Here is a 23,893-nt window from a genome sequence, read left to right on the forward strand (position 1 = left end):
TGTCAGGCACGCATCCCGATCGCCGGACGAAATGGCGGGCCGTCCCAGGGCTGCGGTGCGGCGGCATAGCGGTCGAAGCGCATTGTGTGGCTGGCGAGCCCCTGGCTCAACACGCGCAGGCTGTTCGCATAGCCGAACATCGCTATGAGCGGTACCGTCGCATCGATCGCGACCGTGTCATCGTCGACGACCCTGGAGTGGGCGGTCCCACGCCGTGATGTCAGGTCGTCAACGATCGATTGTGCGAACGGCGTCGGTGTCACCACTTCGACCTTCATGATCGGTTCAAGCAAGACCGATTCCGCCGTTTGCAGGGCCTTGCGGAAGGCGGCATTGGCCGCGATCTCGAAGGCGAGCGGTGAAGAATCGACGTCGTGATACTTGCCGTCGATCAGCTGGACCCTGAGGTCCACCACCGGAAAGCCCGCAATCACGCCGCAGGCCAGTACGCTTTCGAGCCCTTTCTCGATCCCGGGCATATATTTGTTCGGTAGCGCATCCACACCAATCTTGCGTTCAAGCTGGTATCCCTCGCCAGGCTCATTCGGCTCGATGGCAAGCTTGACGGCGGCAAACTCCCCCTTAGGCCCGTAGATCTTTTTGTGAGTGTATTCCGCTTCCGCACGTTTGGTCGGATGCTCGAGAAATGCCACCTGCAGGGCACCAATATTGACGGCTATTCCAGAGGTCCGGTTGAGGGCGTCGATCGCGCTCTCGATGTGGGTTTCGCTCGTTCCCTTCAGGATGATCTGAGCAGAGTCTTGATCGACCGACACGGCGAGCGCTCCGTCCTTGGCGGTGAGCTTCAAGAGCGCAGCAACGAGCTTCTCATGATCGGCCCTGGACTTCGCTTCGATGGCGACGTCAACAAGCAGGGGTGGCGTGCTCACATCATGCGGCATTGTAAGACCTGTAGCGTTGCCTTGGTCTAGCGTCAGCTCTCCTCACCCGCAATCCTCGCCAGATAATCCGACTTGCTGAACTGCATGTGATCCACACACAGCTGCGCCAGCGCCCAGCTGTCGCGGCCCTTCAACAGCTCGATCATCAGCTCGTGCTGGCGCCGCGATTGCGCAAGTCCCTCGCGGTCGGCGAGGTTCTTGGCGCGCATCGGCAGCGTCAGGCTCATGTAGTCCTGGAGCGAGCGGACGAGATAGGGATTGCCGCAGGCCGAGAACAGCGCGAGGTGAAAGGCGTCGTTGGCCTCGTGAATGCCGCGCAAATCCTGCACATCTGCCTTCGCGCAATATTGCCGTTGCAGCCCAGTCAGCTCGTTGATCAGGGCTTGCGGTGCAGGCAGGGGGATCATCAGCGCGGCCTGCCGCGTCAGCATCTCGCGGACCTCGTAGATCTGCCGGACTTCCTCGGCCGAGTAGAACCGCACGGTGGCGCCGACGTTCTTCTCGCGGCGGACGATGCCGCGGCGCTCCGCATCCACCAAGGCCTGCCGCACGAAGTGCCGGGACGTGCCGTAGCGCGACATCAACGCGTCCTCGGTGAGGCGCGCACCCGGCGGCAGGCGGCCGAAGATGATGTCCTCTTCCAGCCGCGCGACGACGTCGTCCGGATCGTCGCGCCGGACCGGCATGGCGTCTGCGGTGCGAATGTCGGACATGCCCTCAGCCTCCGGCATCTGCCGGTTCGTCTTGTGGAGCAGGGCGAGGTCGGATTGTCAATAATTTGTGTCCGCAGGCAGCGTCTGGAGCCAGAAAGCGCGGCGATCCGGCCCAATCTTATTGACAATCAGGGGGCAGGCTGTAGCACAATGGCAAGCGAGAAGGAGCGGTATGATGACGAGTGGTTTGCGCAAGGGTCTGACGAGCTATGGCGATGCCGGCTTCTCGCTGTTCCTGCGCAAGGCGTTCATCAAGGCCATGGGCTATTCCGACGACGCGCTGGAGCGCCCGATCGTCGGCATCACCAACACCTATAGCGACTACAATCCCTGCCACGGCAACGTCCCGCAGATCATCGAGGCCGCCAAGCGCGGCGTGATGCTGTCGGGCGCGATGCCGTTCGTGTTTCCGACCATTTCGATCGCCGAGAGCTTTGCGCATCCGACCTCGATGTATCTGCGCAATCTGATGGCGATGGACACCGAGGAGATGATCCGGGCCCAGCCGATGGATTCGGTGATCGTGATCGGCGGCTGCGACAAGACCCTTCCTGCGCAGGTCATGGCCGCGATCAGCGCCGATTTGCCGACCGTGGTCATTCCCGTCGGTCCGATGGTGGTCGGTCATCACAAGGGCGAGGTGCTCGGTGCCTGCACCGATTGCCGCCGTCTCTGGGGCAAATATCGCGCCGGCGAAATGGACGATGCCGAGATCGAGGCGGTCAATGGCCGCCTCGCGCCGTCGGTCGGCACCTGCATGGTGATGGGCACGGCCTCGACCATGGCCTGCATGATCGAAGCCATGGGCCTGTCCCTGCCGATGAGCGCGACGATTCCCGCGCCGCACGCCGAACGCTTTCGCCTGGCCGAAGCGAGCGGCAGGGTTGCCGCCGAGATGGCCAAGACCAAGGGGCCGAAGCCGAGCGAATTGCTGACGCCGGCGTCTTTCAAGAATGCGCAGGTCGTGCTCCAGGCGATCGGCGGCTCGACCAACGGCCTGATCCATTTGACGGCAATGGCGCACCGCTCGCCCCACCGCCTCGATCTCGAGGTGTTCGACCAGATTGGCCGCGAAGTGCCGGTGCTGGTCGACCTCAAGCCGTCGGGCGAACACTACATGGAGCATTTCCACCACGCCGGTGGCGTGCCGAAATTGCTGGCGCAGCTCGGCGATCTCGTCGATCTCGACGCGAGGACCATCAGCGGCCAGACGCTGCGCGATGTCGTTGCGAATGCTGAGGACGTGCCGGGTCAGGATGCGATCCGTCCGCGCGACAATCCGATCAAGAAGGAAGGCGGCCTTGCCGTCCTGCACGGCAATCTCGCCCCGCGCGGTGCCGTCATCAAGCAGTCGGCCGCGAGCCCCAAGCTGTTGCAGCACACCGGGCGCGCGGTGGTGTTCGAATCCGTCGAGGACATGACCTTGCGGGTCGACCATCCCGATCTCGACGTGAACTCCGACGACGTGCTGGTGCTGCGCAACGCCGGCCCCAAGGGCGCGCCCGGCATGCCCGAGGCGGGTTATCTGCCGATCCCGAAGAAGCTCGCGCGCGGCGGCACCAAGGATATGGTGCGCATTTCGGATGCGCGCATGAGCGGCACCGCGTTCGGCACCATCGTGCTTCACATCACGCCGGAATCCGCCGTCGGCGGACCGCTCGCGCTGGTGAAGAACGGCGACATGATCCAGCTGGATGTTGCCAAGCGCAGCATCGAGCTGCTGGTCGATGCCGCCGAGCTGGAGCGTCGGCGCGCCGCATTGAAGCCGGCCGCAGCACCCGACGAGGCGCGGCGCGGCTACGCCTGGCTGTTCAACGAGACCATCATGCAGGCCGACGAGGGCTGCGACTTCGATTTCATGCAGAGGACTGGGAAGCAGACTGAGAAGGGGTGACGAACCACCCGAACCAGCGCTCAGACCGCACAAGCGGCGGGCGATAAAACAGGGGGAAACGATGATTGCACGATCCATGCGTGGGTTGGTGGCGATGGCCGCCGTACTTTTCGTCACCGGGGCCGGGGCACAGGAGGTGAAGCATTATCGCTTTGCCTACGATCAGCCGCGCAACACCGGCTATTCCATCGCGGGCGACCTCTTTGCCGATAAGCTCAAGGAATTGAGCAAGGGCACCATGATCATCGACCAGTATCCGGGCGCGCAACTCGGGCAGGAGCCGCAAGTGCTCCAGCTCGTGAAGGCCGGCGACATCGAATTCGCCATCATCTCCTCGGCCAACACCGCGACGATCTCGCCGCAGGCCGGCGTGATGTCGCTGCACTTCCTGTTCCGCGACGAGAGCCACGTGATCAAGGGGCTGGCCGATCCCCGCGTGTTCGAAGCGCTCAAGACCATGATCGACGAGACGACGCAGGGCCTGCACGTGATTGCGACCGGTTCGCAGGGTGTGCGCCACATGTACTCCAAGAAGGAGATCCACAATGTCGGCGACATCAAGGGGCTGAAGATCCGCGTCCAGGCGACCGCGACCGAGGACATGATGTTCCCGGCCTATGGCGCCCAGACCGTGCATATGCCGTTCGGCAGCGTCTACACGAGCTTGCAAACCGGTGTCGTCGACGTCGCCGAGAACAGCATCAACGTCTACCTCGTCAACAAGCACTACGAGGTCGCCCCGGTCCTCAACATCACCGAGCACGAGGCCAACAACGCGCTGGTGTTCGTCTCCGACAAGCTCTGGCAGAGCCTGTCGGCGGAGCAGAAGGGGTGGGTGCAGGCGGCGGCCAACGAGGTCAGCACGAAAGAGCCCGCGAAGGCGTTCGACCTCGAGCGCACGGCGGCCGACAAGCTGAAGAAGATGGGCGTGAAGATCGTCGACAACGTCGACAAGAAGAGCTTCACGGTGATCGCCGATCCCTATCTCGACAAGCTCGCCAAGGAGCTCGGCCCGCATGCCGAGAAGATCAAGAATTTGATCCGGTCGGTGAACTAGTTCCAGCAAAGTCGTCATGCCCGGGCAGAAGCGCGAAGCGCGCCTTCGCGCCAGATGTCCCGAGCATCTACGTTCTTCCTTCGAGCCCGCACCAAGTGCGTGGATGGCCGGGACAAGCCCGGCCATGACGGAAAGCTGCAGCCGGGAGCAACAATGCCCATCGCCGACAAACTGCTCGTTCAACGCCAGCGTCACCTCAAGTGGCGCTGGCTCGACCGGCTCGAGCTTGCGCTGATGATCCTCTGCGGCGTGCTCTGCTTCGGCTTCTCGCTGTCGGTCACCGCCGACATCGTCACGCGCACCATTGGCCATCCCTGGCTGTGGCTTCAGGAAGTCACCTCGACGCTGTTCATCTATGCGATCTTCGTCGGGACCGCGGTCGCGACCCGGCGCAACGATCACCTCTATCTCACCGCGATCTCCGAAGCGATGCACGGCACGGCGCGGCTGATCGTCGAAGTGATCATTCGTCTCGTCGTGCTCGGCGTCGCCTTCTGCCTGGTCTGGTACGGCTATCAGAACTATCTTCGCGGCTTCGGCAGCTTTCGCTTGCCGTCGGGCACCCCGATCGCCTCGCTCTATGCGATCATTCCGCTGTCCGGCGTGCTGATCGGCCTGTTCACCATCGAGCAGCTCGTCAACGGCTTGCGCAACGGCTTTGACCATCACGAGCCGCCCGAAGAGGACGGAGCGCCCGTCATCACGGACGTGCAGATGAGGGCGCAGCCGTGAGCGCACCCGTTGTCCTCGCGTTGATGTCGATCTGCTTCCTGTCGTTCGGCTATCTCGGCGTGCCCGTGCCGTTCTCGCTGATGGCCGGCGTCTTCATCGGTGCGATCCTGTCGGATGTCTCGCTGGCCGCGATCATCCAGAAGATCTTTGACGGCGTGGACTCCGAGGCGCTGCTGGCGATTCCGTTCTTCCTGCTGGTCGGCGAGCTCATGAGCTCGGCCAATGTGGTGGTACGAATAGCCAATTTGTCGGTGTCGCTGGTCGGGCACATCAGGGGCGGGTTGTCGCAGGTCGTCGTTGTCTTCAGCATGTTCTTCTCGGAAATGTCGGGCTCGACCACCGCCGACGTCGCCGTGATGAGCCGTGCGCTGGGCGGCCCGATGAAGCGCGAGGGCTATGAGCCCGCCTTCATTGCGGCGATCATCGCGTCCGCCTCGACCATCGCCGCGCTGGTGCCGCCGAGCATCACGGCGGTGGTCTATGGCGCGGTCGGCAACGTCTCGATCGCCGGCCTATTCATGGCGGGCGTGGTGCCGGGCCTGATGATCGGCTTTGGCCTGATGATCTACTGCTATTTCTTCGGCCCTTCCGGCCTGCGCAAGCCCCGCGCGCCGCTGCGGCAGGTGGTGTTCGCCGCGGGTGACGCCGCCCTGCCGCTGATGATCCCTGTCATTTTGCTCGGCGGCATCCTCACCGGCTGGTTCACGCCGACGGAAGCCGGCGTCGTTGCGGTGGTCTGGATTGTCGTCGTCGTGATCCCCGCGCTGAACCGCGGGCATATCAAAAAGATCCCATATGATTTCTGCCTTGCAGGCCTGATCTTCTCGCTGCCGCTGATCACGATCGGCGCCGCCAATGCCTTCGGCTGGATGCTCGCTTACTTACGCGGTGCGAGTTACATCGCCGACATGATCACCTCGATTGCCGGCAACGATCCGCATCTGATCATGCTGCTGATGGTTCTGCTCTTCACCGTGGTCGGCGACTTCATCGAGCCAGTGCCGACCATCATCATCTTCATGCCGCTGGTCAACGCGCTGACCGAGGCCGGCGACATCAACGCCGTGCACATGGGCGTGGTGCTGATCGCCACGCTCGCCTTTGGCCTGATCACGCCGCCATACGGCCTGGTGCTGCTGATGGCCTCGAAATTCGTCGGCATCAGTTTTGCCAAGGCCTTACGCGCCGCCTTGCCGATCTATGTGGTGTTCCTGGCCACGATCGCGTTCGCGATCTATTTCCCGAGCGTGGTGCTGTGGCTGCCGCAGAAAGTGCTGCCGGAATCGGTCGGCTGCTTCAAGTCGCCGGCGGGGACAGGCTACATCTGTCCTAAGTGACGAGCTGCTCGACGCGCCATTGCTCGCCTTCACGGAGGTAGCGAAACGGCGTGCCGTGGCTGTTCTTGAAATAGCTGCCGCACAGTGACTTCGCCATTCCCTGCATCACCGCGTCGTGGCAGACGAACAGGAAGTCGTCGTCAGGATGACGGTCGAGCCATGCGGAGACGCAAGCCAGCGACCGATCGGTCATGGCGTCCCAGTTTTCGCCGTCGGCGGGCAGGATCGAGACGAGGCCCGTCGCTGAGTTGACGCCGTGCTTGATCATGAGCTCGCGGACAGGGAGGCCCTCAAAGCTTCCGAAATCGAACTCGATGATGCCGTCGTCGATCGAGAGCGGCGCCGAAATGGCGTCCGCGATGATCTTGGCCGTTCGCGCCGCGCGCACCAGCGGGCTCGCGACGATGCGGCTGATGCCGGTACCGCGCAACATGTCCGCGGCCTCGTGCGCCTGCGCAAGGCCGTCCGCGTTCAGCGGGTTGTCGGTTCGTCCCTGAAACAGCCCCTGCCTATTCCAGTCGGTCGCGCCGTGGCGCAGGCCGCAGAACGAGCGCGCCGGTGCCGGCACGCTCACTTGCCCTTGCTCGTGAATTTCTTCACAGCGACGCGGAAATCCTCCGTGTTCATCGCCATGATGATCTTGTGTTCCTCGGCATCGAGCTGCTGCTTCACCGGCGTGGTCGCGGCCTGGTAGACCAGCGACTTGGTGCCGGCGATCGCCGCCGGCGGATTCTGCGCCAGGCGCTCGGCGAGTTTTCGCGTGGCCGCCTTCAACTCTGCGGCGGGGACGACCTTCGCAACCAGGCCCCATTCATAGGCCTGCTGCGCGGTAAAATTGTCCTCCGACAGGAAGATCTGGAGCGCACGTCGCGATCCGACCGTACCGACGATTCCGACCGTCGAGCCGCCGTCCGGCGACACCCCGATCTTGGCATAGGCCGGCGTGAACTTGGCATCCTCCGCAGCGATGCAGAGATCGGTGACGAAGGCGAGGCCCATGCCGGCGCCGGCCGCCGAGCCGTGCACGCTGGACAGCGAAATCTTCGGCATGCGCCGGATCATCTCGATGAAGGCGTGATAGTGCTTCAGCAGCTCGCCGACGACCGGCGTGACCGTGCCGGTTTCGGCCGCAGCGCCGATCGTCTGCAGATCGCCGCCGGCCGAGAAGGCGCGGCCTTCTCCTTCGAGCACGACGACCCTGATGTCGTCGGCGCCTTCGAGATAGGCCGCGAGCTGTTCGAGCTTCTGCGCAATTGCAAGGTTGATCGAGTTGAACGCGGCGGGGCGGTTGAGCGTGATGGTTGCGATCGGGCCGTCGATCCGCAGCTGGGCGGGATCGTCGGGTTTTGAGACGGGAGCTGGCATCTGGAATATCCCCGGCATGAGGTCGTTGCTGCAACTAAATCGCAGAAGGTCGGGGGTGACAATCCCCGCATGCCGCTCTTGCGCAGGACGGAATGATGGGCTCAAATGGGGCCGCCTTCGTTTAGGAACGGACACGAGCGCCGGCTCCTCCTGGGCAAGCCAAGCCAATATCAGCGAGAGAGGAGACGGCATGGGTGACGCTCGTGTCTCCGGAAATGGGCTGTTCCAATGACGGGTGGTCCGGTGATCATTGTCGGTGCCGGCCATGGCGGCTACCAGGTCGCGGCATCCCTGCGCCAGGCGGGCTTTTCCGATCGCGTCTGCTTGCTCAACGACGAGGCGCATCTGCCTTATCAGCGGCCGCCGCTGTCCAAGGCCTATATCAAGGGCTCGGCCGGGCCGGAGAGCCTGATGTTCCGGCCGGAGAAATTCTACCAGGATCAGAAGATCGAGCTGATCGCAGGCCGCGCGGTGTCGATCGATCGCGCCGGCCACAAGGTGCATCTCGCATCCGGCGAGACGCTGCCTTACAGCCACCTCGTGCTGGCCACGGGTGCGCGCAACCGGCTGCTTGATTTGCCGAATGCGAATTTGCCCGACGTGAAATACTTGCGCATCCTCGACGACAGCGAGGCGCTGCGACAGATCATGCCGTCGAAGTCGCGTGTCGTGGTGATCGGCGCCGGCTTCATCGGCCTCGAATTCGCGGCCACCGCGCGGATCAAGGGCCTCGAGGTGGACGTGCTCGAACTCGCCCCGCGCGTGATGGCGCGCGCGGTGACGGCGGAGGTCTCGGAGTATTTTCAGGCGCGGCATCGCGAGGCCGGCATCCGCATTCACCTCGGTGTGCAGGCAACCTCGATCGAGGCTGAGGGCGGCAAGGTCACCGGCGTTTCCTTGAGCGACGGAAGGCATCTGCCGGCCGACCTCGTCGTGGTCGGTGTCGGCGTGCTGCCGAACATCGAGCTTGCGGCGGAGGCGGGGCTTGCCGTCGCCGCCGGCATCATCGTCGACGAATATCTCTCGACGTCCGATCCTGACATCTCCGCGATCGGCGACTGCGCGCTGTTCGCCAGTCCGCGCTTCGGCGGATCGCAGCGGCTGGAGTCGGTGCAGAACGCCACCGATCACGCCCGCTGCCTCGCGGCGCGGCTGACCGGCGACCGCAAGGCCTACGACAGCCATCCCTGGTTCTGGAGCGACCAGGGCGACGACAAGCTCCAGATGGCGGGGCTGACCACCGGCTATGACCGCGTCGTGCTGCGCGGCGATCCCGCGAAGAAAGCGTTCTCGGCGTTCTGCTACAAGGGCGACAGACTGCTCGGCATCGAGTCGGTCAACCGTGCCGGCGACCACATGTTCGGCCGCCGCCTGTTCGGACTGGAGCGCTCGATCACGCCGGAGCAGGCCGCGGATGAAGGCTTCGACCTGAAGAGCGCGCTGGCCTGATCAGCCGGCATTGACGACGGCGGCGACTTCCGCGGCCGTCGGCATCGACGGCCCGGCGCCCATCCGCTGCACGCTGATCGAGGCGGCCGCGTTGGCGAAAGCGAGCGCGGCACGGAGGGACACGCCCTCCGCCAGCTGCGCCGCAAGCGCGCCGACGAAGCAGTCGCCCGCGCCGGTGGTGTCGACCGCCTTCACTGCGCGGCCGGACACCGTGAATTCCTCGCGGCCGGCGAGCGCGAGCACGCCTCGCTTGCCGAGCGTCACGCAGATGGTCTGGTCCTCGCGCGCCTGAAGTTGCCGCGCGACGTCGATGATTGTTGCGGCCTCGTCGCCGTCGGAAAGCTCCACGCCCGCGAGGAAGCCGAGCTCGGTCTCGTTCAGCACGAGGATGTCGACGAGCGCCAGCAGCTCGGCGGACATCTTTTGCGCCGGTGCCGGGTTGAGCAGCGTCGTGGCGCCGGCGCTGCGGGCGCGCTGGAAGAAGGCGGCAATCGTCGGCAGCGGAATCTCGAACTGGCTGACGGCCACATCGCCCTTCGCCAGCGGAACGTTCGCGACATCGTCGGCGCCGACCAGCGCATTGCTGCCGGGGATGACGACGATGGTGTTGTCGGAGGCCGCGACCGTGATGATCGCGGTGCCGCTATGCGTGTCGGCGTCCCGAACAGAGCCGAGCTCGATGCCCTGCGCACCGAGGAACATCCGCAACTCAGCGCCAAATGAATCCTTGCCAAGCCGGCCGATCAGCGTGGTCTTCGTACCGAGTCGCGACGCCGCGACGGCCTGGTTCGCGCCCTTGCCGCCAGGAAAATACAGCACCTGCCGGCCGGCGACGGTCTCGCCGACCTTGGGATGGCGATCGGCGGTCGCCACCACATCCATGTTGATGCTGCCGGCGATAAAGACGCGCCCCATGATATGCCCTTACAAAATCCTAGACCCTGACTTCGAACTCGTGCCTGACTTTGGCGATGTCCACAAGGGTCGGCAGCCCGGCCTCGTTGCCGAGGCGCTGGATCTTGAAGGTCGAGGCGGCGCGGGCAAAATCAAAATGCTCGCGCCAGCTTTTGCCGGGATGGGCGAGGTAGGAATAGACATAGGCGCCGTGGAAGACGTCGCCTGCGCCGTTGGTGTCGATCACGCGCTCGCGCGGGATCGGCATCGCCGGCATGACCTCGACCGCACCCGTCTCATTGTACCAGAGCAGGCCCTTCTCACCCATGGTGACGCCGCCGATCTTGCAGCCGCGGCTCTTGAGGTAGTCGAGCATCTTCTCGGGCGTCAGGTCCATCTGCTCACACAGGCGTTCGGCGACGATGGCGACGTCGATGAATGCGAGCAGCTCATGCGTGTTGGTGCGCAGGCCGCCGCCGTCGAGCGAGGTCAGGATTCCGGCCTCGCGGCAGACCTTTGCATAGTGGATCGCGGCATCGGGCTGATGGCCGTCGATGTGCAGGGCGCGACAGCCACCGAGATTGAGCATCGGGAACGGATGGATGTGCTCGTCATCGCGGCAGCGGACGATGGCGCGCTTACCGTCCTTGGGCATGATGAAGGACAGCGAGGACTGGTTCACCTTCCGCCCGTGCAGCGAGATCGCGTATTTCGCGCACATGTCCTGGAACATCCGCCCCAGCCAGTCATTGGCCGCCGTGGCGATGAGGTCGGGCACGATGCCGAGCTTGGCGCAGCAGAACGCCGCCGTCACCGCGTTGCCGCCGAAGGAGACCGCGTAGTCCGTTGCCACGTGCTTTTCGTCGCCGGTCGGCATGTGGTCGGTGATGAAGACGACGTCGATATAGGTCTGACCGATAAAGAGAGCCTGCATTGGTTGTCCGTGATGCGCTGGGTGGTCCCGGCCGGCGAGCTTACTCTAACACCGGTTCCGCTCTGTGGACGCTGAAATTATTCGCAAATCTGCCGCCCGAGCGCTTGAGGTCGGCATGGGGCCGGAATACGACCATCACCGGTCCATGCCAAGCCCGGACAAACGCCGTCCTTCGGAATGGTTCCAGGTCGATCAAGGGGAGAATGATGATCACCGGCCTCGATCACGTCGTCGCCCTGGTGAGGGATATCGGTGCGGCCAAGGCGGCGTATCAGACGCTGCTCGGGCGTGCGCCGGCCTGGCAGAATTCCGGCGAGGGCGCCGACCGCGTGCTGTTCACGCTTGCGAACATGACGATCGAGCTGATGGCGCCGAGCGGCTTTAACGTTGCGGCGGACCGGATCCGCGCGCTGCTCGACGACCGCGAGGGCGTGCTCGCCAGCCTGTGCTTTCGTGTCGCAGACATGGGCAAGATGCACCGGCGGCTGGAACGGGTGGCCTTGAGGCCGGATCCGGTCGCCGAGGTCGAAAGCAGCGACGTCGCGAGCGGCGCAGCCCTGCACTGGAAACGCACGCGTGCCGCAACCGAATTGACGCGCGGCGTGCGCATGTTCTTCCTCGAGCTCGCCGAGGAGCGGCCGCTGTCGGCTGCGACCGACATCGCGCCGATCGACGGGCTCGACCACGTCGTGGTCACCACCGAGGATTCCGACCGCGCCGCTGCGCTCTATGGCGCGCGGCTCGGCCTTGATCTCGCACTGGACCGTTCGCACCAGGATTGGGGCCAGCTGATGTTCTTCCGCTGCGGCGACCTCATCGTCGAAGTGGTGCGCCGTCCCGTGGCGGGCGGGGATTCCCTGCATGACCGTCTCTGGGGCCTGAGCTGGCGGGTCGCCGACATCGACGCCACCCGCGCCCGCCTGCTCGCCGCCGGCCTCGACGTCACCGAGGTGCGCAACGGCCGCAAGCCGGGCACGCGGATCATGACGGTGAGGAACGGCACCTGCGGCATCCAGACCGTGCTGCTGGAGCGCTCGCCGAAGCCGGTGGATTGAAGGGGCGGCCTCCCCGTTCGTCATTGCGAGGAGCTCTTGCGACGAAGCAATCCAGGCTGTCTCCGCGGTGGCAGTCTGGATTGCTTCGCTGCGCTCGCAATGACGAAACTATGCGGCGGGCCTCGCGCATGATAAATGCGATCTGGACGATCACCCAGCGGGCACCCGGTTTGGCGAAAGCAACGGCAAAGCGAACTCTGAAATGGCAGCGCGACCCCGAGGGGATGCGGCTGCGCATTCTCGAAGCTGCCAAGCAGGAGTTTTCGGCGCACGGGCTCGCGGGCGCGCGTGTCGACCGCATCGCGGCGAAGGCCGGCGCCAACAAGCGCATGCTCTACTACCACGTCGGCAACAAGGACGAGCTCTATCTCGCGGTGCTCGAAGGCGCCTATGACAAGATCCGCAGCGAGGAGCGGGGGCTGGATCTTGAGCATCTCGATCCGCCCGAAGCGATCCGGCGCCTGATCGAGTTCACCTGGAGCTACTTCCTGCGCAACCCGGAATTCCTGTCGCTGCTCCAGACCGAGAATCTCGCGCGCGCAAAGCACCTCAAGCGCTCGACCAAGGTCAAGTCGATGCACTCGCCCTTCGTCGAGATGATCCGCACCGTGGTGCGGCGCGGCGTCGACAGCGGCGATTTCCAGGTCGCGGTCGATCCGGTGCAGCTCTACATCTCGATCGCGGGGCTCTGCTTCTTCTATCTCTCCAATTCGGCCACGTTGAGCGTGATCTTCGGCCGCGATCTGCTGGCCAAGGACGCCAAGGACGAGCGGCTTTCGCACATGGTCGGCCTCGTGCTGGCCGCGCTGACGGGCCGATCGACCGCGCTGTTCGAGATCGCCAAGGCGCCGAAGTCGCGCAGCGCGGTGGCGCAGACGGTTTAGCGGCCTAGTCCGCGCTTTGGTGGACTAATCGTCCGTCGTTTCCTCAATCTCCGCCGTCATTGCCCGCGAAGGCGGGCAATCCAGTATTCCAGAGACGGTTGAGATTGAACCGAGAAGCCGCGGCGTACTGGATTCCCCGCCTTCGCGGGGAATGACACCGAGGGTGAGGCGGTCTCGTGCCCCGGACGTAGCGCAGCAGCGCGTCCGGGACACGAGCGGACGTGAGGAACCGGCATAAAACGTCACAGGGAAAGCTCTGGACAGTATTTATCCAACGAGTTAATTTCTCCCCGAACGAAGAAGAATTCCGGGAGTGAGACGTGGCTGAGTTGAAGCCGCAAGGCGCGGTGTCCAAGATGCTGAATGCGGCCTGGGTCCGGCCGTTTTTGTTCCTGGTCTTCATCGTCGTCGCCTGGGATCTTGCGATCCGCCTGTTCAGGATCCCCGCCTATCAGATCCCGGCGCCGGCCGACGTCGTCGCGGTGCTGCGCACCGAATGGCCGGAATTGCTGCGCCAGTCCTGGCCGACCACCTATGCCACCGTCTGCGGCTTCCTGCTGTCGGCGCTGTTCGGCATCCCCGTTGCGATGCTGATCGCGGGGTCGAAGACAGTGGAGAGCTATGTCTATCCGCTGCTGGTGTTCTCGCAATCCGTGCCGAAGATCGCGATCGCGCCGCTGTTCGTGGTGTGGTTTGGCTTCGGCATCATTCCAAAAGTGATTTCGGCGTTCCTGCTCGGCTTTTTCCCGGTGGTGGTCTCGGCTGTGCAGGGCTTCAAGTCGGTCGACCCTGACATGGTCGATCTCGCGCGCGCCATGCAGGGCAGCCGGTTCCGGGTTTTCCTCGCGGTGAATCTGCCGCATGCGCTGCCGGCGATCTTCTCCGGCCTCAAAGTGTCGGTGACGCTTGCCGTAGTCGGCGCCGTCGTCGGCGAGTTCGTCGGCTCCAATTCCGGCATCGGCTACGTTATGCAGCGCTCGATCGGCACGTTCGATCTGCCGACGATGTTCGCGGCGCTGGTGATCCTGGCGCTGCTCGGGGTGATCCTGTTCTGGATCGTGGACCGGATCGAGAAGCTGGTCATTCCCTGGCATGTCAGCCAGCGCGAAGACGTGATTTTCGCCTCGTAACAAAACTAAGGCAACGAACGGCCATCAACGGCCGACGCAACAAGGGCAAGGGAGAGAAACATGAAGCGGTGGATAGGAGCTGTCTCGGCTGCGCTGATGGTGTTTGCGGCGATGCCCGCGCAGGCAGCCGACAAGGTCGTGCTGATGCTGAACTGGTACGTCTATGGCGAGCACGCGCCGTTCTACTACGGCAAAGCCAAGGGCATTTACGCGGCCGAGGGCATCGACCTCGAAATCCAGGAAGGCCGCGGCTCGGCTGCGACCACGCAGGCCGTCGCCGCCAAGACCGCCGATTTCGGCTATGTCGACGTCCCCACCATGATGCGCGCCGCGATCAAGGGCGCGCCCGTCGTCGCGACCGGCGTGCTGCTGCAGACCAGCCCGATGTCCGCCATGGGCTTTGCAGACAAGAACATCAAGAAGCCGGAGGACATCAAGGGCAAGACGGTGGCGATCACGCCGGCCGATTCCATGACCCAGATCTGGCCGCTGTTCCTGAAGAAGACCGGCCTGAAGGAGAGCGATTTCCAGACGGTCGCCGGCGACGGCCAGACCAAGCTCAACGCCGTCATCAACGGCCAGGCCGATCTGCTGCTCGGCTACGTCATGGACCAGTCGATGAAGATCAAGGACGCCACCGGCAAGGACGTGTTCCCGATCAAGTTCGCCGACTACGGCATCAACATGGTCTCCTCCGGCATCATAGCCAACTCTGACTATGTGAAGGCCAATGCCGACCTCGTCCGCCGCTTCATGTCGGCGACGACCAAGGCGGTCGAAGCTGCCGAGAAGGAGTCGAAGGCGGCTGCGCAATCGATCCTTGATGCCAACCCCAAGGGCGGCAAGATCGACACGCTGACGCAGGGCTTTGAGCTGACCATCCCGCTCTACCGGACCGCGGAGACCAAGAGCAAGCGGCCGTTCCAGGTCACCGACCAGAACATGACGGACTCCGTCAATCTGATGGTCGAATATGGCGGACTGGATGCCAAGGCCAAGGAGAACCCGAAGGCCTTCTACACCAACGATTATCTGCCGAAGAGCGGATCGTGAAGCAAGCCGCAGCCGTGGGCGAAACCGTGCAGCAGGCCGCGCATCTGAGACTGGTGAGCGACCGGGCTGCCGGCGATGCGTCGGGCATCAAGCTGTCCGGCGTGTCGAAGACCTACCGGACGCGCGACGGCGACGTGCCGTCGCTGCGTCCGCTCGATTTCCACATCAACGACGGCGAGTTCTTCGTCGTGGTCGGCCCAAGCGGCTGCGGCAAGTCCACGCTGCTCAAGCTGATCTCGGGGTTGCTGCCGCCGACATCAGGCGAAGTGCTGGTCGAGGGTGAGAAGGTCACGAAGCCGCACGGCAATGTCGGCATCGTCTTCCAGAACGCGCTGCTGCTACCCTGGCGCAACATCCTCGCGAACGTGATGCTGCCGATCGACATGAAGCGGCTGCCGCGACAACACTATCTCGATCGCGCCAAGGCGCTGCTGAAGCTGGTCGGCCTCGAAGGTTTCGAGAAGAAGCTACCCTGGCAGCTCTCGGGCGGCATGCAGCAGCGCGCCTCGATCTGCCGTGCGCTGGTGCACGATCCCAAGATCATGCTGATGGACGAGCCGTTCGGCGCGCTCGATGCGCTGACGCGCGAGCGCATGAATGTCGAGTTGATGCGGATCCAGCGCGAGACCAGGAAGACGGTGCTCCTGATCACGCATTCGATTCCCGAGGCCGTGTTCCTCGCCGACCGCGTGCTGGTCATGACCGAGCGTCCCGGTGCGATCGCTGCGATCTACGACGTGCCGCTGCCGCGCCCGCGGTCGCTCGATGTGATGGCCGATCCTGTCTTCACCGAGCTCGTGCAACGCATCCGCAAGCATTTTTTCTCGCAAGGTTCGCTGGATTAAAGTCATGGCGCCGCGCCTGAAGCTGCGAGACATCGCGTTCTTTGAACGTCCCGTGCATTTTGCGCGGCCGTTCCGCTTTGGCGCGATCACGATCAACGCGACGCCGCAGCTGTTCGTGCGGGTCGAGATCGAGGTCGAGGGCAGGGGAGCTGCGGTCGGCGCCAGTGCCGAGCTGCTGGTGCCAAAATGGTTCGACAAGCGGCCGGAGCTATCGCCGGCGCAAACGGTCGACGGCCTGCGGCGTTCGCTGGAGATTGCGCGGGGCCTTTATCTTGCGCGGACTGGGTTTTTGACGGCGTTCGATCTGCATGCCTCGTGCATCGGCGCGCAGGTCGCGACTTGCGCGAAAAAGAATATTCCGGCGCTTGCGGCGGCTTATGGCCCGGCGGAGATCGACAAGGCGATCCTCGACGCACTACTGCGTGCCATGGACACCAACTTCTTCGATGGGATGGCCGGCAACGTCGCGGGCATCGATGCGCGACTTTCTCCTGATCTGAAGGAAACGGATATCGCGCAGTTTCTCGCGGGCCGAAAGCCGCTGCCGCGCGTTGCCATCAGGCACACCGTGGGCCTCGACGATACCGTCGAAGGTGAGGGCGGTGTTGCCGATGCACGCGAGAACGCCGGTGCCAATTATTTCAAGCTGAAGCTATCAGGGGATTTCGCGGCTGATGCAGCCCGGTTGACGCGTATTGGCAAGGAGCTCGATACGCTGGGGCGTGACTACAAGGTGACGCTTGACGCCAACGAGCAGTATGCCGATCTCTCCGCACTGCATGCGCTGACCGACCGGCTCGACCACGATGCAGCGTTACGACCGATCGCGTCACGGCTGCTCTATGTCGAGCAGCCGATGCCGCGTGACATGACCCGGCAGTCGCCGCTCGGCTCGCTCGCCGCGCATGGCTTCATCATCGACGAGGCCGACGATTCCTACGATGCCTTCCCGGCGGCGCGTGCGCTCGGCTATTGCGGCATTTCCTCGAAATCTTGCAAGGGCCTCTACAAGTCCATCGTCAACGCGATGCGCGCGGCGAAATGGAGCGCGGGCGGCGCGCGGTTCTTCGTGACCGGCGAGGACCTGACCTGCCAGGCGGGCCTCGCCGTGCAGCAAGATCTCGCGCTCGGTGCCTTCATCGGCGTGACCCATGCCGAACGCAATGGCCACCACTATGTCGACGGCTTCGGCGAGACGCCGACCGCTGAAGCGCAGACTTTCGCGCTCGCGCATCCCGATCTCTATGCCGATGCCGGGCAGGGCATCCGCCTCTCCATTCACAACGGCGATCTCCTGACGGGATCGCTTCATGCAACGGGCTTTGCGACGTCGGTCCATCCGGACTGGTCGGCGCTCCGCCCGCTCGAACAGCCAAAATCACCTTGGGAGTAATTGGCATGACCACCCAACGCCTCGGCCTCATCATGAACGGCGTCACCGGCCGCATGGGGCTCAACCAGCATCTGATCCGTTCGATCGTCGCGATCCGCGAGCAGGGCGGCGTTCGGCTGAAGAACGGCGACCGCGTGATGCCCGATCCGATCCTGGTTGGCCGCAGCGCCGACAAGGTCGAAGCCCTTGCCAAGCGCTACAACATCACGCGCTGGACCACCGACCTTGATGCGGCGCTCGCCGACAAGAACGACATCATGTTCTTCGACGCCGCAACCACGCAGGCGCGGCCCGGCCTTCTGACCCAGGCCATCAATGCCGGCAAACACGTCTATTGCGAGAAGCCGATCGCGACGAATTTCGAAGAGGCGCTCGAGGTCGTCAAGCTCGCCAACGCAAAGGGCGTCAAGCATGGCACGGTGCAGGACAAGCTGTTCCTGCCTGGCCTGAAGAAGATCGCCTTCCTGCGCGACTCCGGCTTCTTCGGCCGCATCCTCTCGGTGCGCGGCGAGTTCGGCTATTGGGTGTTCGAAGGCGGTTGGCAGGAGGCGCAGCGGCCGTCCTGGAACTACCGCGACGAGGACGGTGGCGGCATCATCCTCGACATGGTCTGCCACTGGCGCTACGTGCTCGACAACCTGTTCGGCAATGTCCAGAGCGTGGTCTGCATCGGCAACACCGACATCCCCGAGCGTTTTGACGAGCAGGGCAAGAAGTACAAGGCGACCGCGGATGATTCCGCCTACGCGACCTTCCAGCTCGAGGGCGGCGTCATCGCCCACATCAACATGTCCTGGGTGACGCGCGTCTATCGCGACGACCTCGTCACCTTCCAGGTCGACGGCACACACGGCTCGGCGGTCGCGGGCCTGTCGGATTGCATGATCCAGGCGCGGCAGGCAACGCCCCGGCCGGTGTGGAATCCCGACGAGAAGCGGCTGCACGACTTCTACGGCGACTGGCAGAAGCTGCCTGACAACGTCACCTACGACAACGGCTTCAAGGAGCAGTGGGAGATGTTCATCCGCCACGTCTACGAGGACTCGCCCTACAAGTTCACGCTGCTCGAAGGCGTCAAGGGCGTGCAGCTCGCCGAATGCGCGCTGAAGAGCTGGAAGGAGCGGCGCTGGATCGACGTCGCCCCGATCAAGGCCTGAGGTCTATTGGATAAGTCTCGATGTCTGTTGAGCCGTCATTGCGAGCGAAGCGAAGCAATCCAGAATGTCTCCGCGGCGAGAGCCTGGATCGCTTCGTCGCTTCGCTCCTCGCAATGACGGGGAGAGGTCTGAAATCATGAACAAGCCCGTCCTGCCGATGTCGTCATTGTCGCTCAAGCTGCCGAAGGCGGATCGTTCGATCGAGACCTACCGGCTCGCGGCGTCGCGAACGTTCCCCGCGAAGCTCGAAGGACCTTTGAACCGCATCGCGTTCTCGGCCGTGCACACGGTTGTCGATCCCTTTGCGGACAACGATCCCTGGCTCTCCGCCGCAGTCGACTGGGACAAGACCATCGCCTTCCGCGAGCACGTCTGGGACCTCGGCCTCGGCGTCGCCGAAGCCATGGACACCGCGCAGCGCGGCATGGGGTTGGACTGGCCGACTTCGCTGGAGCTGATCACCCGCTCGGTCGGCGCCGCCAAGCGGCGCAATGCGCTGGTGTTCTCCGGCGCGGGTACGGATCATCTTGCGGTCGAGGATGCCAAGAGCCTTGATGATGTGATCCGCGCCTATGAGGAGCAGCTCTCGGCCGTTGAGAAGGTCGGCGGCCGCATCATCCTGATGGCGTCGCGTGCTCTCGCAAAACTCGGCCGCAGCGCCGACGATTACGCCAAGGTCTACAACCGCGTGCTGTCGCAGGTCCGCGAGCCCGTGATCATCCACTGGCTCGGCGATATGTTCGATCCGGCCCTGACGGGATACTGGGGCACCAAGGACCTCGGCAAGGCGATGGACGTTGCGGTAGCCATCATCAACAACAACGCCGCCAAAGTCGACGGCGTAAAAGTCTCGCTGCTCGACAAGCAGCGCGAGATCGACATGCGCCGTCGTCTCGACAAGCGCATCAAGATGTACACGGGCGACGATTTTAATTACGCGGAGCTGATCGCCGGGGATAGCCAAGGCTTTTCGCACGCACTGCTCGGCATCTTCGATGCCATCGCGCCGGCGGCGTCCTACGCGCTGTCGCGGCTCGCGGCTGGCGACGAAGCAGGCTTCCACGACGTGCTGGGGCCGACGGTGCCGCTGTCGCGTCATATCTTCAAGGCGCCGACGCGCTTCTACAAGACCGGCGTGGTGTTCATGGCCTATCTCAACGGCCACCAGGATCATTTCACCATGGTCGGGGGCCAGGAGAGCGCGCGCTCGATGCTGCATCTGGCCGAGCTGTTCCGTCTTGCCGATCAGGCCGGCCTGCTCGCTAATCCGGAACTGGCGACACAGCGGATGAAGACCGTGCTGGCCTCGCACGGACTGGACTCCTGATGCGCGATTTCTCGTCCGACCATCGCTGGCTGTCCCTCAACACGGCGACGGTCCGCAAGCAGGGTGACCTCGTCGAGATCATCGACGCCTGTGCGAAGCACGGCATCCGCGCCATCGATCCCTGGCGCGACCAGGTCGCTTCCGTCGGTCTCGACCGCGCCGCACGCGCGGTGCGCGACGCCGGCCTCGAGCTGTCGGGCTATTGCCGTGGCGGCATGTTCACCTCGGACGCATCGCGTCGGGGGGAAGTGCGCGACGACAATCGCCGCTGCGTGGATGAGGCCAAGGCGCTGGGCGCGCCCTGCATCGTTCTCGTCGTTGGCGGTCTGCCGCAATATTCGCGGCCGGGCAGTGAGGCGTCCAAGGACATCGTCGCAGCGCGCGGTCAGGTCGAGGAGGCTCTCGCCGAGATGCTCGACTATGCCAGACAGGCAAAGCTGCCGCTGGCGATCGAGCCCTTGCATCCGGCCTATGCAGCCGACCGCGCTTGCGTGAACACGACGAAACAGGCGCTCGACATCTGCGATCGGCTCGACCCCGGCCGCAGCGGCATGCTGGGCGTCGCGCTCGACGTCTATCACATCTGGTGGGATCCGGGGCTGATGGCCCAGATTGCGCGTGCCGGCAAGGATCGCCTGCTCGCGTTCCATGTCTGCGACTGGCTGGTGCCGACCAGGGACATCCTCAATGACCGCGGCATGATGGGCGACGGCGTCATCGACATCAAATCGGCGCGCGCCGCGGTCGAGGCGGAGGGGTTTGCCGGCTACTCGGAGATCGAGATCTTCTCCAACGACTGGTGGAGCAAGCCGATGGACGAGGTGCTGCGCACGTGCATCGAACGGCACCGGACGGTGGTGTAGATCCCACCAGCGCCGTCCTTACGGGCTTGCGACTTGTTGCCGCGTGTTGAAGCGCGCCTTCCGCTTGGCGGCACCGAAGCGGGGGTTCGAGCGATTCAACGAGCCGGTTGGAGTACCACCAACGAGAGGTGGACAGCCGTCAGCTTTCAGGCAGAATGATATCATCCCGATGCCGCAGCCTCGCCACGGTCTGCGCCAGATCGGATGCGGTAATCAGTGGCATCAACGATCGGCAGGCACGGCGGATGTACCCACGCCTGATGATCTTGGATGGCCCCGACGTGCAATCGTCGGGGCCATTGTTGTGATCGGCGGGGCAACGCTAGCGACTTTTGCCGGAGGCCCCGGCGTGTTCCAGCCCCAGGCCAGTTCTATTATGGCGATAAGGAAAGACCGCCCGAAGGCGGTCTTGCAGTCCAATGTGCCGGGCCAAAATAGTTTCGGGATCAAACCTTGTCCGGCCCGGTCTGATCGCCAGCTAACCACTATCGCGGGAAGCCCGCTGACAATTAAGATTTCAGTCCTGAAATGGAATGCACCTGCGACTTTGGAACCCGTCGTCCGACGCGAGTCTTGTTGCGTGCCTGCGTACAGCGCTGGCCGAAGGGGCTGCGGCGCTGAGAGCTCGACTAGCTCTCAGGGCTGGAGCTGCTCACGTCGGTGAAAAGTCAGACGATTGCGCTATCATCGATTGACCGTCAAACACCGGACTATCACTCGTCAATTCAATCTGCGAAATTGTGACAACATAAATGCGCTTGTAAACAAGCTGGCGCGAAGGGAGGTTCGCAGTGGAGGCAGTGGAGAGAGTGCAGCGCTTGCGTGCGATGGGTTCGCTGTGCCGCCAACAGGCCGCGTACAACAGCATGAACAAATGGAAGCTGCTCGCAGAAGCAGAATACTGGGACCACCTGGCCGATCTTGAGTTGTCTGCTCACTCCCAGCAATGCAGCGCCATCAGCTCGGATGAGAAAGAGCGACCTCAAGCGATCCCAACCGCGAATGACGCTGGACCGAAGACGATTTCCGTCGCGTGAGGTCAAGACGAGGCGGTTGTTTGCATTCCGTGCCACCGCACGTCTCGCAGAGAGAAGCGGCCCGGATACGCATGTTCTGGTCGAACTGTGGAGCAGGGCGATGATGGCACCCCGCGTCGCTCGGCCGTTATCAAATTGCAACGAGAGAATGCGACGCTGCCGTCACGGGCCTGCGAGCTGTTGCAGCGTGTTGAAGCGCGCCTTCTGCTCGCTGCTCAGCGTGGCATAGAACTCGTCCAGGGCGGGCTCGACCAGCTTGGCGGCCTGAAGCATGGCCTCGAGCCGGTGCTGCATCGCCTCCAGTCGTCCGACCGGCGTCAGCGGCACATCGTTCGGACAGGCCGCCTGTAGGCCCTCAACGCCCTTCGCTGTCGCTTCGCTGAGGCGGTCGAGCGCTTCCTTCTGCTTGCCCGCGGGGTGGAGGACAGCCTCGATCCTCTGGATCGGCAACTGGGTCAGGCCGGACTTCGGATCGCCGCAGCCTTCGGCACTGGCTTCCCGGGCATTGGCTTCCTGCTGCCGAGGCGAGCGGTCGCCGATGTTGGGGCCGAGCGCGTTGAAGCGGGCCTGCTGCTCGTCACTGAGCGAGTTGTAGAAAGTCTCCAGTGCCGGTCGCACGATCTTGACCGCATCCAGTGTCGCGCTGACGCGGTTCATCATCGCCCGCAAGCGGCCAGGCGGCGTCAGTGCATAAGTCTCCGCGCAGGAGTCCTTGAACACACCGGCAGCGTTGGCCGCCGCGGTCTTCAACGCGTCGAGCAGCGCGCGTTGCTCCGCCGTCGGCCGCACCGCCCGCGTGATATCGTCAAGCGGCCAGGCGGTGACGCCCTTGTCCGGTGTACCGCACAATTGCTGCAGCGTTTGCGAGCTCGCGCTGGCGCGCTGGCGCGCGCGGGTGCCGCCGCCGGCTTGCGGATAGTCATTCGGGTTGGTGCTGGCATAGGCGGAATAGGGGCTGTCATCGCCCCAGAACACGGTGTCGACGAAGTTGTCATACGCGTACGCCCAATAGCCGGGCTCGTAAGCATAGGACCAGAACGTGTAGTCAAAAATGTCGGAATAGGCGTAAGGCCAGAACACGGGCCCAAGCCATGCCACGAACACCGCGGGATGGCGGTGTCGCCAGGCCTGCCGGGGAGCCCAGCCGCTGTGGCGGGCGACAAGGGCCGCCTGGGTTTGCGCAGTCGCCCGCTCGCGGAAGTGCGCGGCAAACCGGCCGCGCGCGGCGGCAGCCGCTGCGGCTGTTGCAGCGGGGGCCTGCAGTCCCAGCCTCTGCTGGCGCGCCAGATCGATTTGCTGCGCCCGTTGCTCGCGCTGCAGCAGATGGTTCTGCGCCTGCAGTGCGCGTTCTTGTGTTCGTTGCGCGCGTGCGCCTTCCGGTTTTTGCGACTGCAGGGTCTGCACACGCTGCTGGAGGCGATCGATGCGGGTCTGGCGCTCCGTGGTCTGGCGCGACAGCACCTCGCGCTGTCGCTGCTCGACGTGCTGCTCACGCTGTTGGACGCGCTGCTCGCGCTCCAGCAGCCTATTTTGCGACTGCAGCAACCGCTGCTGCTCGCGTTGCGCTCTTGCGCCTTCCGGCTTTTGCGACTGCAATGTCTGCACACGCTGCTGCAAGTGGTCGATGCGGCCCTGGCGTTCCGAGGCCTGGCGCGACAGCGTCTCGCGCGGCTGTTCCCGCCGCTCGCTCACGGTCGGCGGCGCGCTGGGGTGTGAGGGGGCGGCAATATGCGGCGTCGGCGGCGGTGCCATCGCCGGACGTTGCGGAGCTGCCGGAGCGCGGTGGAATTCAGGTCGCGGTGCCGCCACGTGCGGGGCAGCTCGCTGCGGCGGTGCCGCGAAGTGCGGGGCCGGGCGCGGCGGCGGGGAGGC

22 protein-coding genes are annotated in these 23,893 nt (G+C 64.2%); 15 read left to right on the plus strand and 7 right to left on the minus strand.

Annotated features, from left to right (window positions below; translation table 11 throughout):
- Positions 1-2: 2 nt before the first annotated feature.
- Both ABIA90_RS25155 and ABIA90_RS25160 read right to left on the minus strand, forming a co-directional pair.
- On the minus strand, positions 3-902 hold the full coding sequence (locus ABIA90_RS25155; RefSeq protein WP_354119768.1) for a translation factor GTPase family protein: 900 nt from the start codon (positions 900-902) through the stop codon (positions 3-5).
- 32 nt (positions 903-934) lie between these two features.
- The gene (locus tag ABIA90_RS25160) at positions 935-1,615 is read right to left on the minus strand and encodes a GntR family transcriptional regulator (RefSeq protein WP_354119767.1); all 681 of its coding nucleotides are present in this window, start codon (positions 1,613-1,615) and stop codon (positions 935-937) included.
- Positions 1,616-1,790: 175 nt separating this feature from the next.
- Between ABIA90_RS25160 and ABIA90_RS25165 the strand changes: the two genes are divergently transcribed.
- From ABIA90_RS25165 to ABIA90_RS25180, 4 genes are all read left to right on the plus strand, one after another.
- The gene (locus ABIA90_RS25165; protein WP_354119766.1) at positions 1,791-3,509 is read left to right on the plus strand and encodes an IlvD/Edd family dehydratase; all 1,719 of its coding nucleotides are present in this window, start codon (positions 1,791-1,793) and stop codon (positions 3,507-3,509) included.
- Positions 3,510-3,570: 61 nt separating this feature from the next.
- Positions 3,571-4,566 (plus strand): TRAP transporter substrate-binding protein, encoded by a 996-nt coding sequence (locus ABIA90_RS25170; protein ID WP_354119765.1) that lies wholly within the window; start codon positions 3,571-3,573, stop codon positions 4,564-4,566.
- A 153-nt stretch (positions 4,567-4,719) separates the two neighbouring features.
- A complete protein-coding gene (locus ABIA90_RS25175) occupies positions 4,720-5,298 on the plus strand; it encodes a TRAP transporter small permease (protein ID WP_354119764.1) in 579 nt (192 codons plus the stop codon).
- Positions 5,295-6,635 (plus strand): TRAP transporter large permease, encoded by a 1,341-nt coding sequence (locus tag ABIA90_RS25180; protein ID WP_063984775.1) that lies wholly within the window; start codon positions 5,295-5,297, stop codon positions 6,633-6,635. Before ABIA90_RS25175 ends, ABIA90_RS25180 begins: the two co-directional genes overlap by 4 nt.
- On the opposite strand, the gene ABIA90_RS25185 is transcribed toward ABIA90_RS25180, so the two are convergent.
- Both ABIA90_RS25185 and ABIA90_RS25190 read right to left on the minus strand, forming a co-directional pair.
- Positions 6,628-7,209 (minus strand): histidine phosphatase family protein, encoded by a 582-nt coding sequence (locus tag ABIA90_RS25185; RefSeq protein ID WP_354119763.1) that lies wholly within the window; start codon positions 7,207-7,209, stop codon positions 6,628-6,630. The genes ABIA90_RS25180 and ABIA90_RS25185 overlap by 8 nt on opposite strands.
- Positions 7,206-8,000 carry an enoyl-CoA hydratase/isomerase family protein gene (locus ABIA90_RS25190; RefSeq protein ID WP_354119762.1) on the minus strand — a complete coding sequence of 265 codons (795 nt, stop codon included), beginning with the start codon at positions 7,998-8,000 and terminating at the stop codon, positions 7,206-7,208. Before ABIA90_RS25190 ends, ABIA90_RS25185 begins: the two co-directional genes overlap by 4 nt.
- A 228-nt stretch (positions 8,001-8,228) precedes the next feature.
- Here ABIA90_RS25190 and ABIA90_RS25195 point away from each other — a divergent pair, with 228 nt between their 5' ends.
- The gene (locus tag ABIA90_RS25195; RefSeq protein ID WP_354119761.1) at positions 8,229-9,449 is read left to right on the plus strand and encodes an NAD(P)/FAD-dependent oxidoreductase; all 1,221 of its coding nucleotides are present in this window, start codon (positions 8,229-8,231) and stop codon (positions 9,447-9,449) included.
- Here the strand turns inward: ABIA90_RS25195 and ABIA90_RS25200 are convergent, their stop codons facing one another.
- Positions 9,450-10,364: a ribokinase gene (locus tag ABIA90_RS25200; RefSeq protein ID WP_354119760.1), complete on the minus strand. Its 915-nt coding sequence runs from the start codon at positions 10,362-10,364 to the stop codon at positions 9,450-9,452. It lies immediately after the preceding gene.
- 19 nt (positions 10,365-10,383) lie between these two features.
- Positions 10,384-11,277, minus strand: coding sequence for a sugar kinase (locus ABIA90_RS25205; RefSeq protein ID WP_014496984.1), 894 nt, complete (start codon positions 11,275-11,277; stop codon positions 10,384-10,386).
- 206 nt (positions 11,278-11,483) lie between these two features.
- Between ABIA90_RS25205 and ABIA90_RS25210 the strand changes: the two genes are divergently transcribed.
- The 10 genes from ABIA90_RS25210 (at position 11,484) to ABIA90_RS25255 (ending at position 22,021) form a co-directional block, all read left to right on the plus strand.
- A complete protein-coding gene (locus tag ABIA90_RS25210; RefSeq protein WP_354119948.1) occupies positions 11,484-12,332 on the plus strand; it encodes a VOC family protein in 849 nt (282 codons plus the stop codon).
- 128 nt (positions 12,333-12,460) lie between these two features.
- Positions 12,461-13,216, plus strand: coding sequence for a TetR/AcrR family transcriptional regulator (locus ABIA90_RS25215; protein ID WP_354119759.1), 756 nt, complete (start codon positions 12,461-12,463; stop codon positions 13,214-13,216).
- Between the two features lie 320 nt (positions 13,217-13,536).
- On the plus strand, positions 13,537-14,346 hold the full coding sequence (locus ABIA90_RS25220; RefSeq protein WP_354119758.1) for an ABC transporter permease: 810 nt from the start codon (positions 13,537-13,539) through the stop codon (positions 14,344-14,346).
- Positions 14,347-14,406: 60 nt separating this feature from the next.
- The gene (locus ABIA90_RS25225) at positions 14,407-15,399 is read left to right on the plus strand and encodes an ABC transporter substrate-binding protein (RefSeq protein WP_354119757.1); all 993 of its coding nucleotides are present in this window, start codon (positions 14,407-14,409) and stop codon (positions 15,397-15,399) included.
- Positions 15,396-16,244, plus strand: coding sequence for an ABC transporter ATP-binding protein (locus ABIA90_RS25230; RefSeq protein WP_354119756.1), 849 nt, complete (start codon positions 15,396-15,398; stop codon positions 16,242-16,244). Before ABIA90_RS25225 ends, ABIA90_RS25230 begins: the two co-directional genes overlap by 4 nt.
- A gap of 4 nt (positions 16,245-16,248) precedes the next feature.
- Positions 16,249-17,637 carry a hypothetical protein gene (locus ABIA90_RS25235; protein ID WP_354119755.1) on the plus strand — a complete coding sequence of 463 codons (1,389 nt, stop codon included), beginning with the start codon at positions 16,249-16,251 and terminating at the stop codon, positions 17,635-17,637.
- A gap of 5 nt (positions 17,638-17,642) precedes the next feature.
- On the plus strand, positions 17,643-18,794 hold the full coding sequence (locus ABIA90_RS25240; RefSeq protein WP_354119754.1) for a Gfo/Idh/MocA family protein: 1,152 nt from the start codon (positions 17,643-17,645) through the stop codon (positions 18,792-18,794).
- Between the two features lie 136 nt (positions 18,795-18,930).
- Entirely contained in the window at positions 18,931-20,121 is a 1,191-nt protein-coding gene (locus ABIA90_RS25245; RefSeq protein ID WP_354119753.1) for a dihydrodipicolinate synthase family protein, read from the plus strand.
- Positions 20,121-20,984, plus strand: a complete 864-nt coding sequence (locus ABIA90_RS25250) for a sugar phosphate isomerase/epimerase family protein (RefSeq protein WP_354119752.1) — start codon at positions 20,121-20,123, stop codon at positions 20,982-20,984. Before ABIA90_RS25245 ends, ABIA90_RS25250 begins: the two co-directional genes overlap by 1 nt.
- 791 nt (positions 20,985-21,775) lie before the next feature.
- Complete coding sequence (locus ABIA90_RS25255) at positions 21,776-22,021, plus strand: hypothetical protein (protein WP_354119751.1); 246 nt, start codon at positions 21,776-21,778, stop codon at positions 22,019-22,021.
- A 162-nt stretch (positions 22,022-22,183) separates the two neighbouring features.
- Here ABIA90_RS25255 and ABIA90_RS25260 read toward each other — a convergent pair whose 3' ends face one another.
- Complete coding sequence (locus ABIA90_RS25260) at positions 22,184-23,773, minus strand: Spy/CpxP family protein refolding chaperone (protein ID WP_354122479.1); 1,590 nt, start codon at positions 23,771-23,773, stop codon at positions 22,184-22,186.
- Positions 23,774-23,893: the final 120 nt, after the last annotated feature.

This window comes from Bradyrhizobium sp. LA6.8 (genome assembly GCF_040547935.1).
Taxonomy (GTDB): Bacteria; Pseudomonadota; Alphaproteobacteria; order Rhizobiales; family Xanthobacteraceae; genus Bradyrhizobium; species Bradyrhizobium barranii.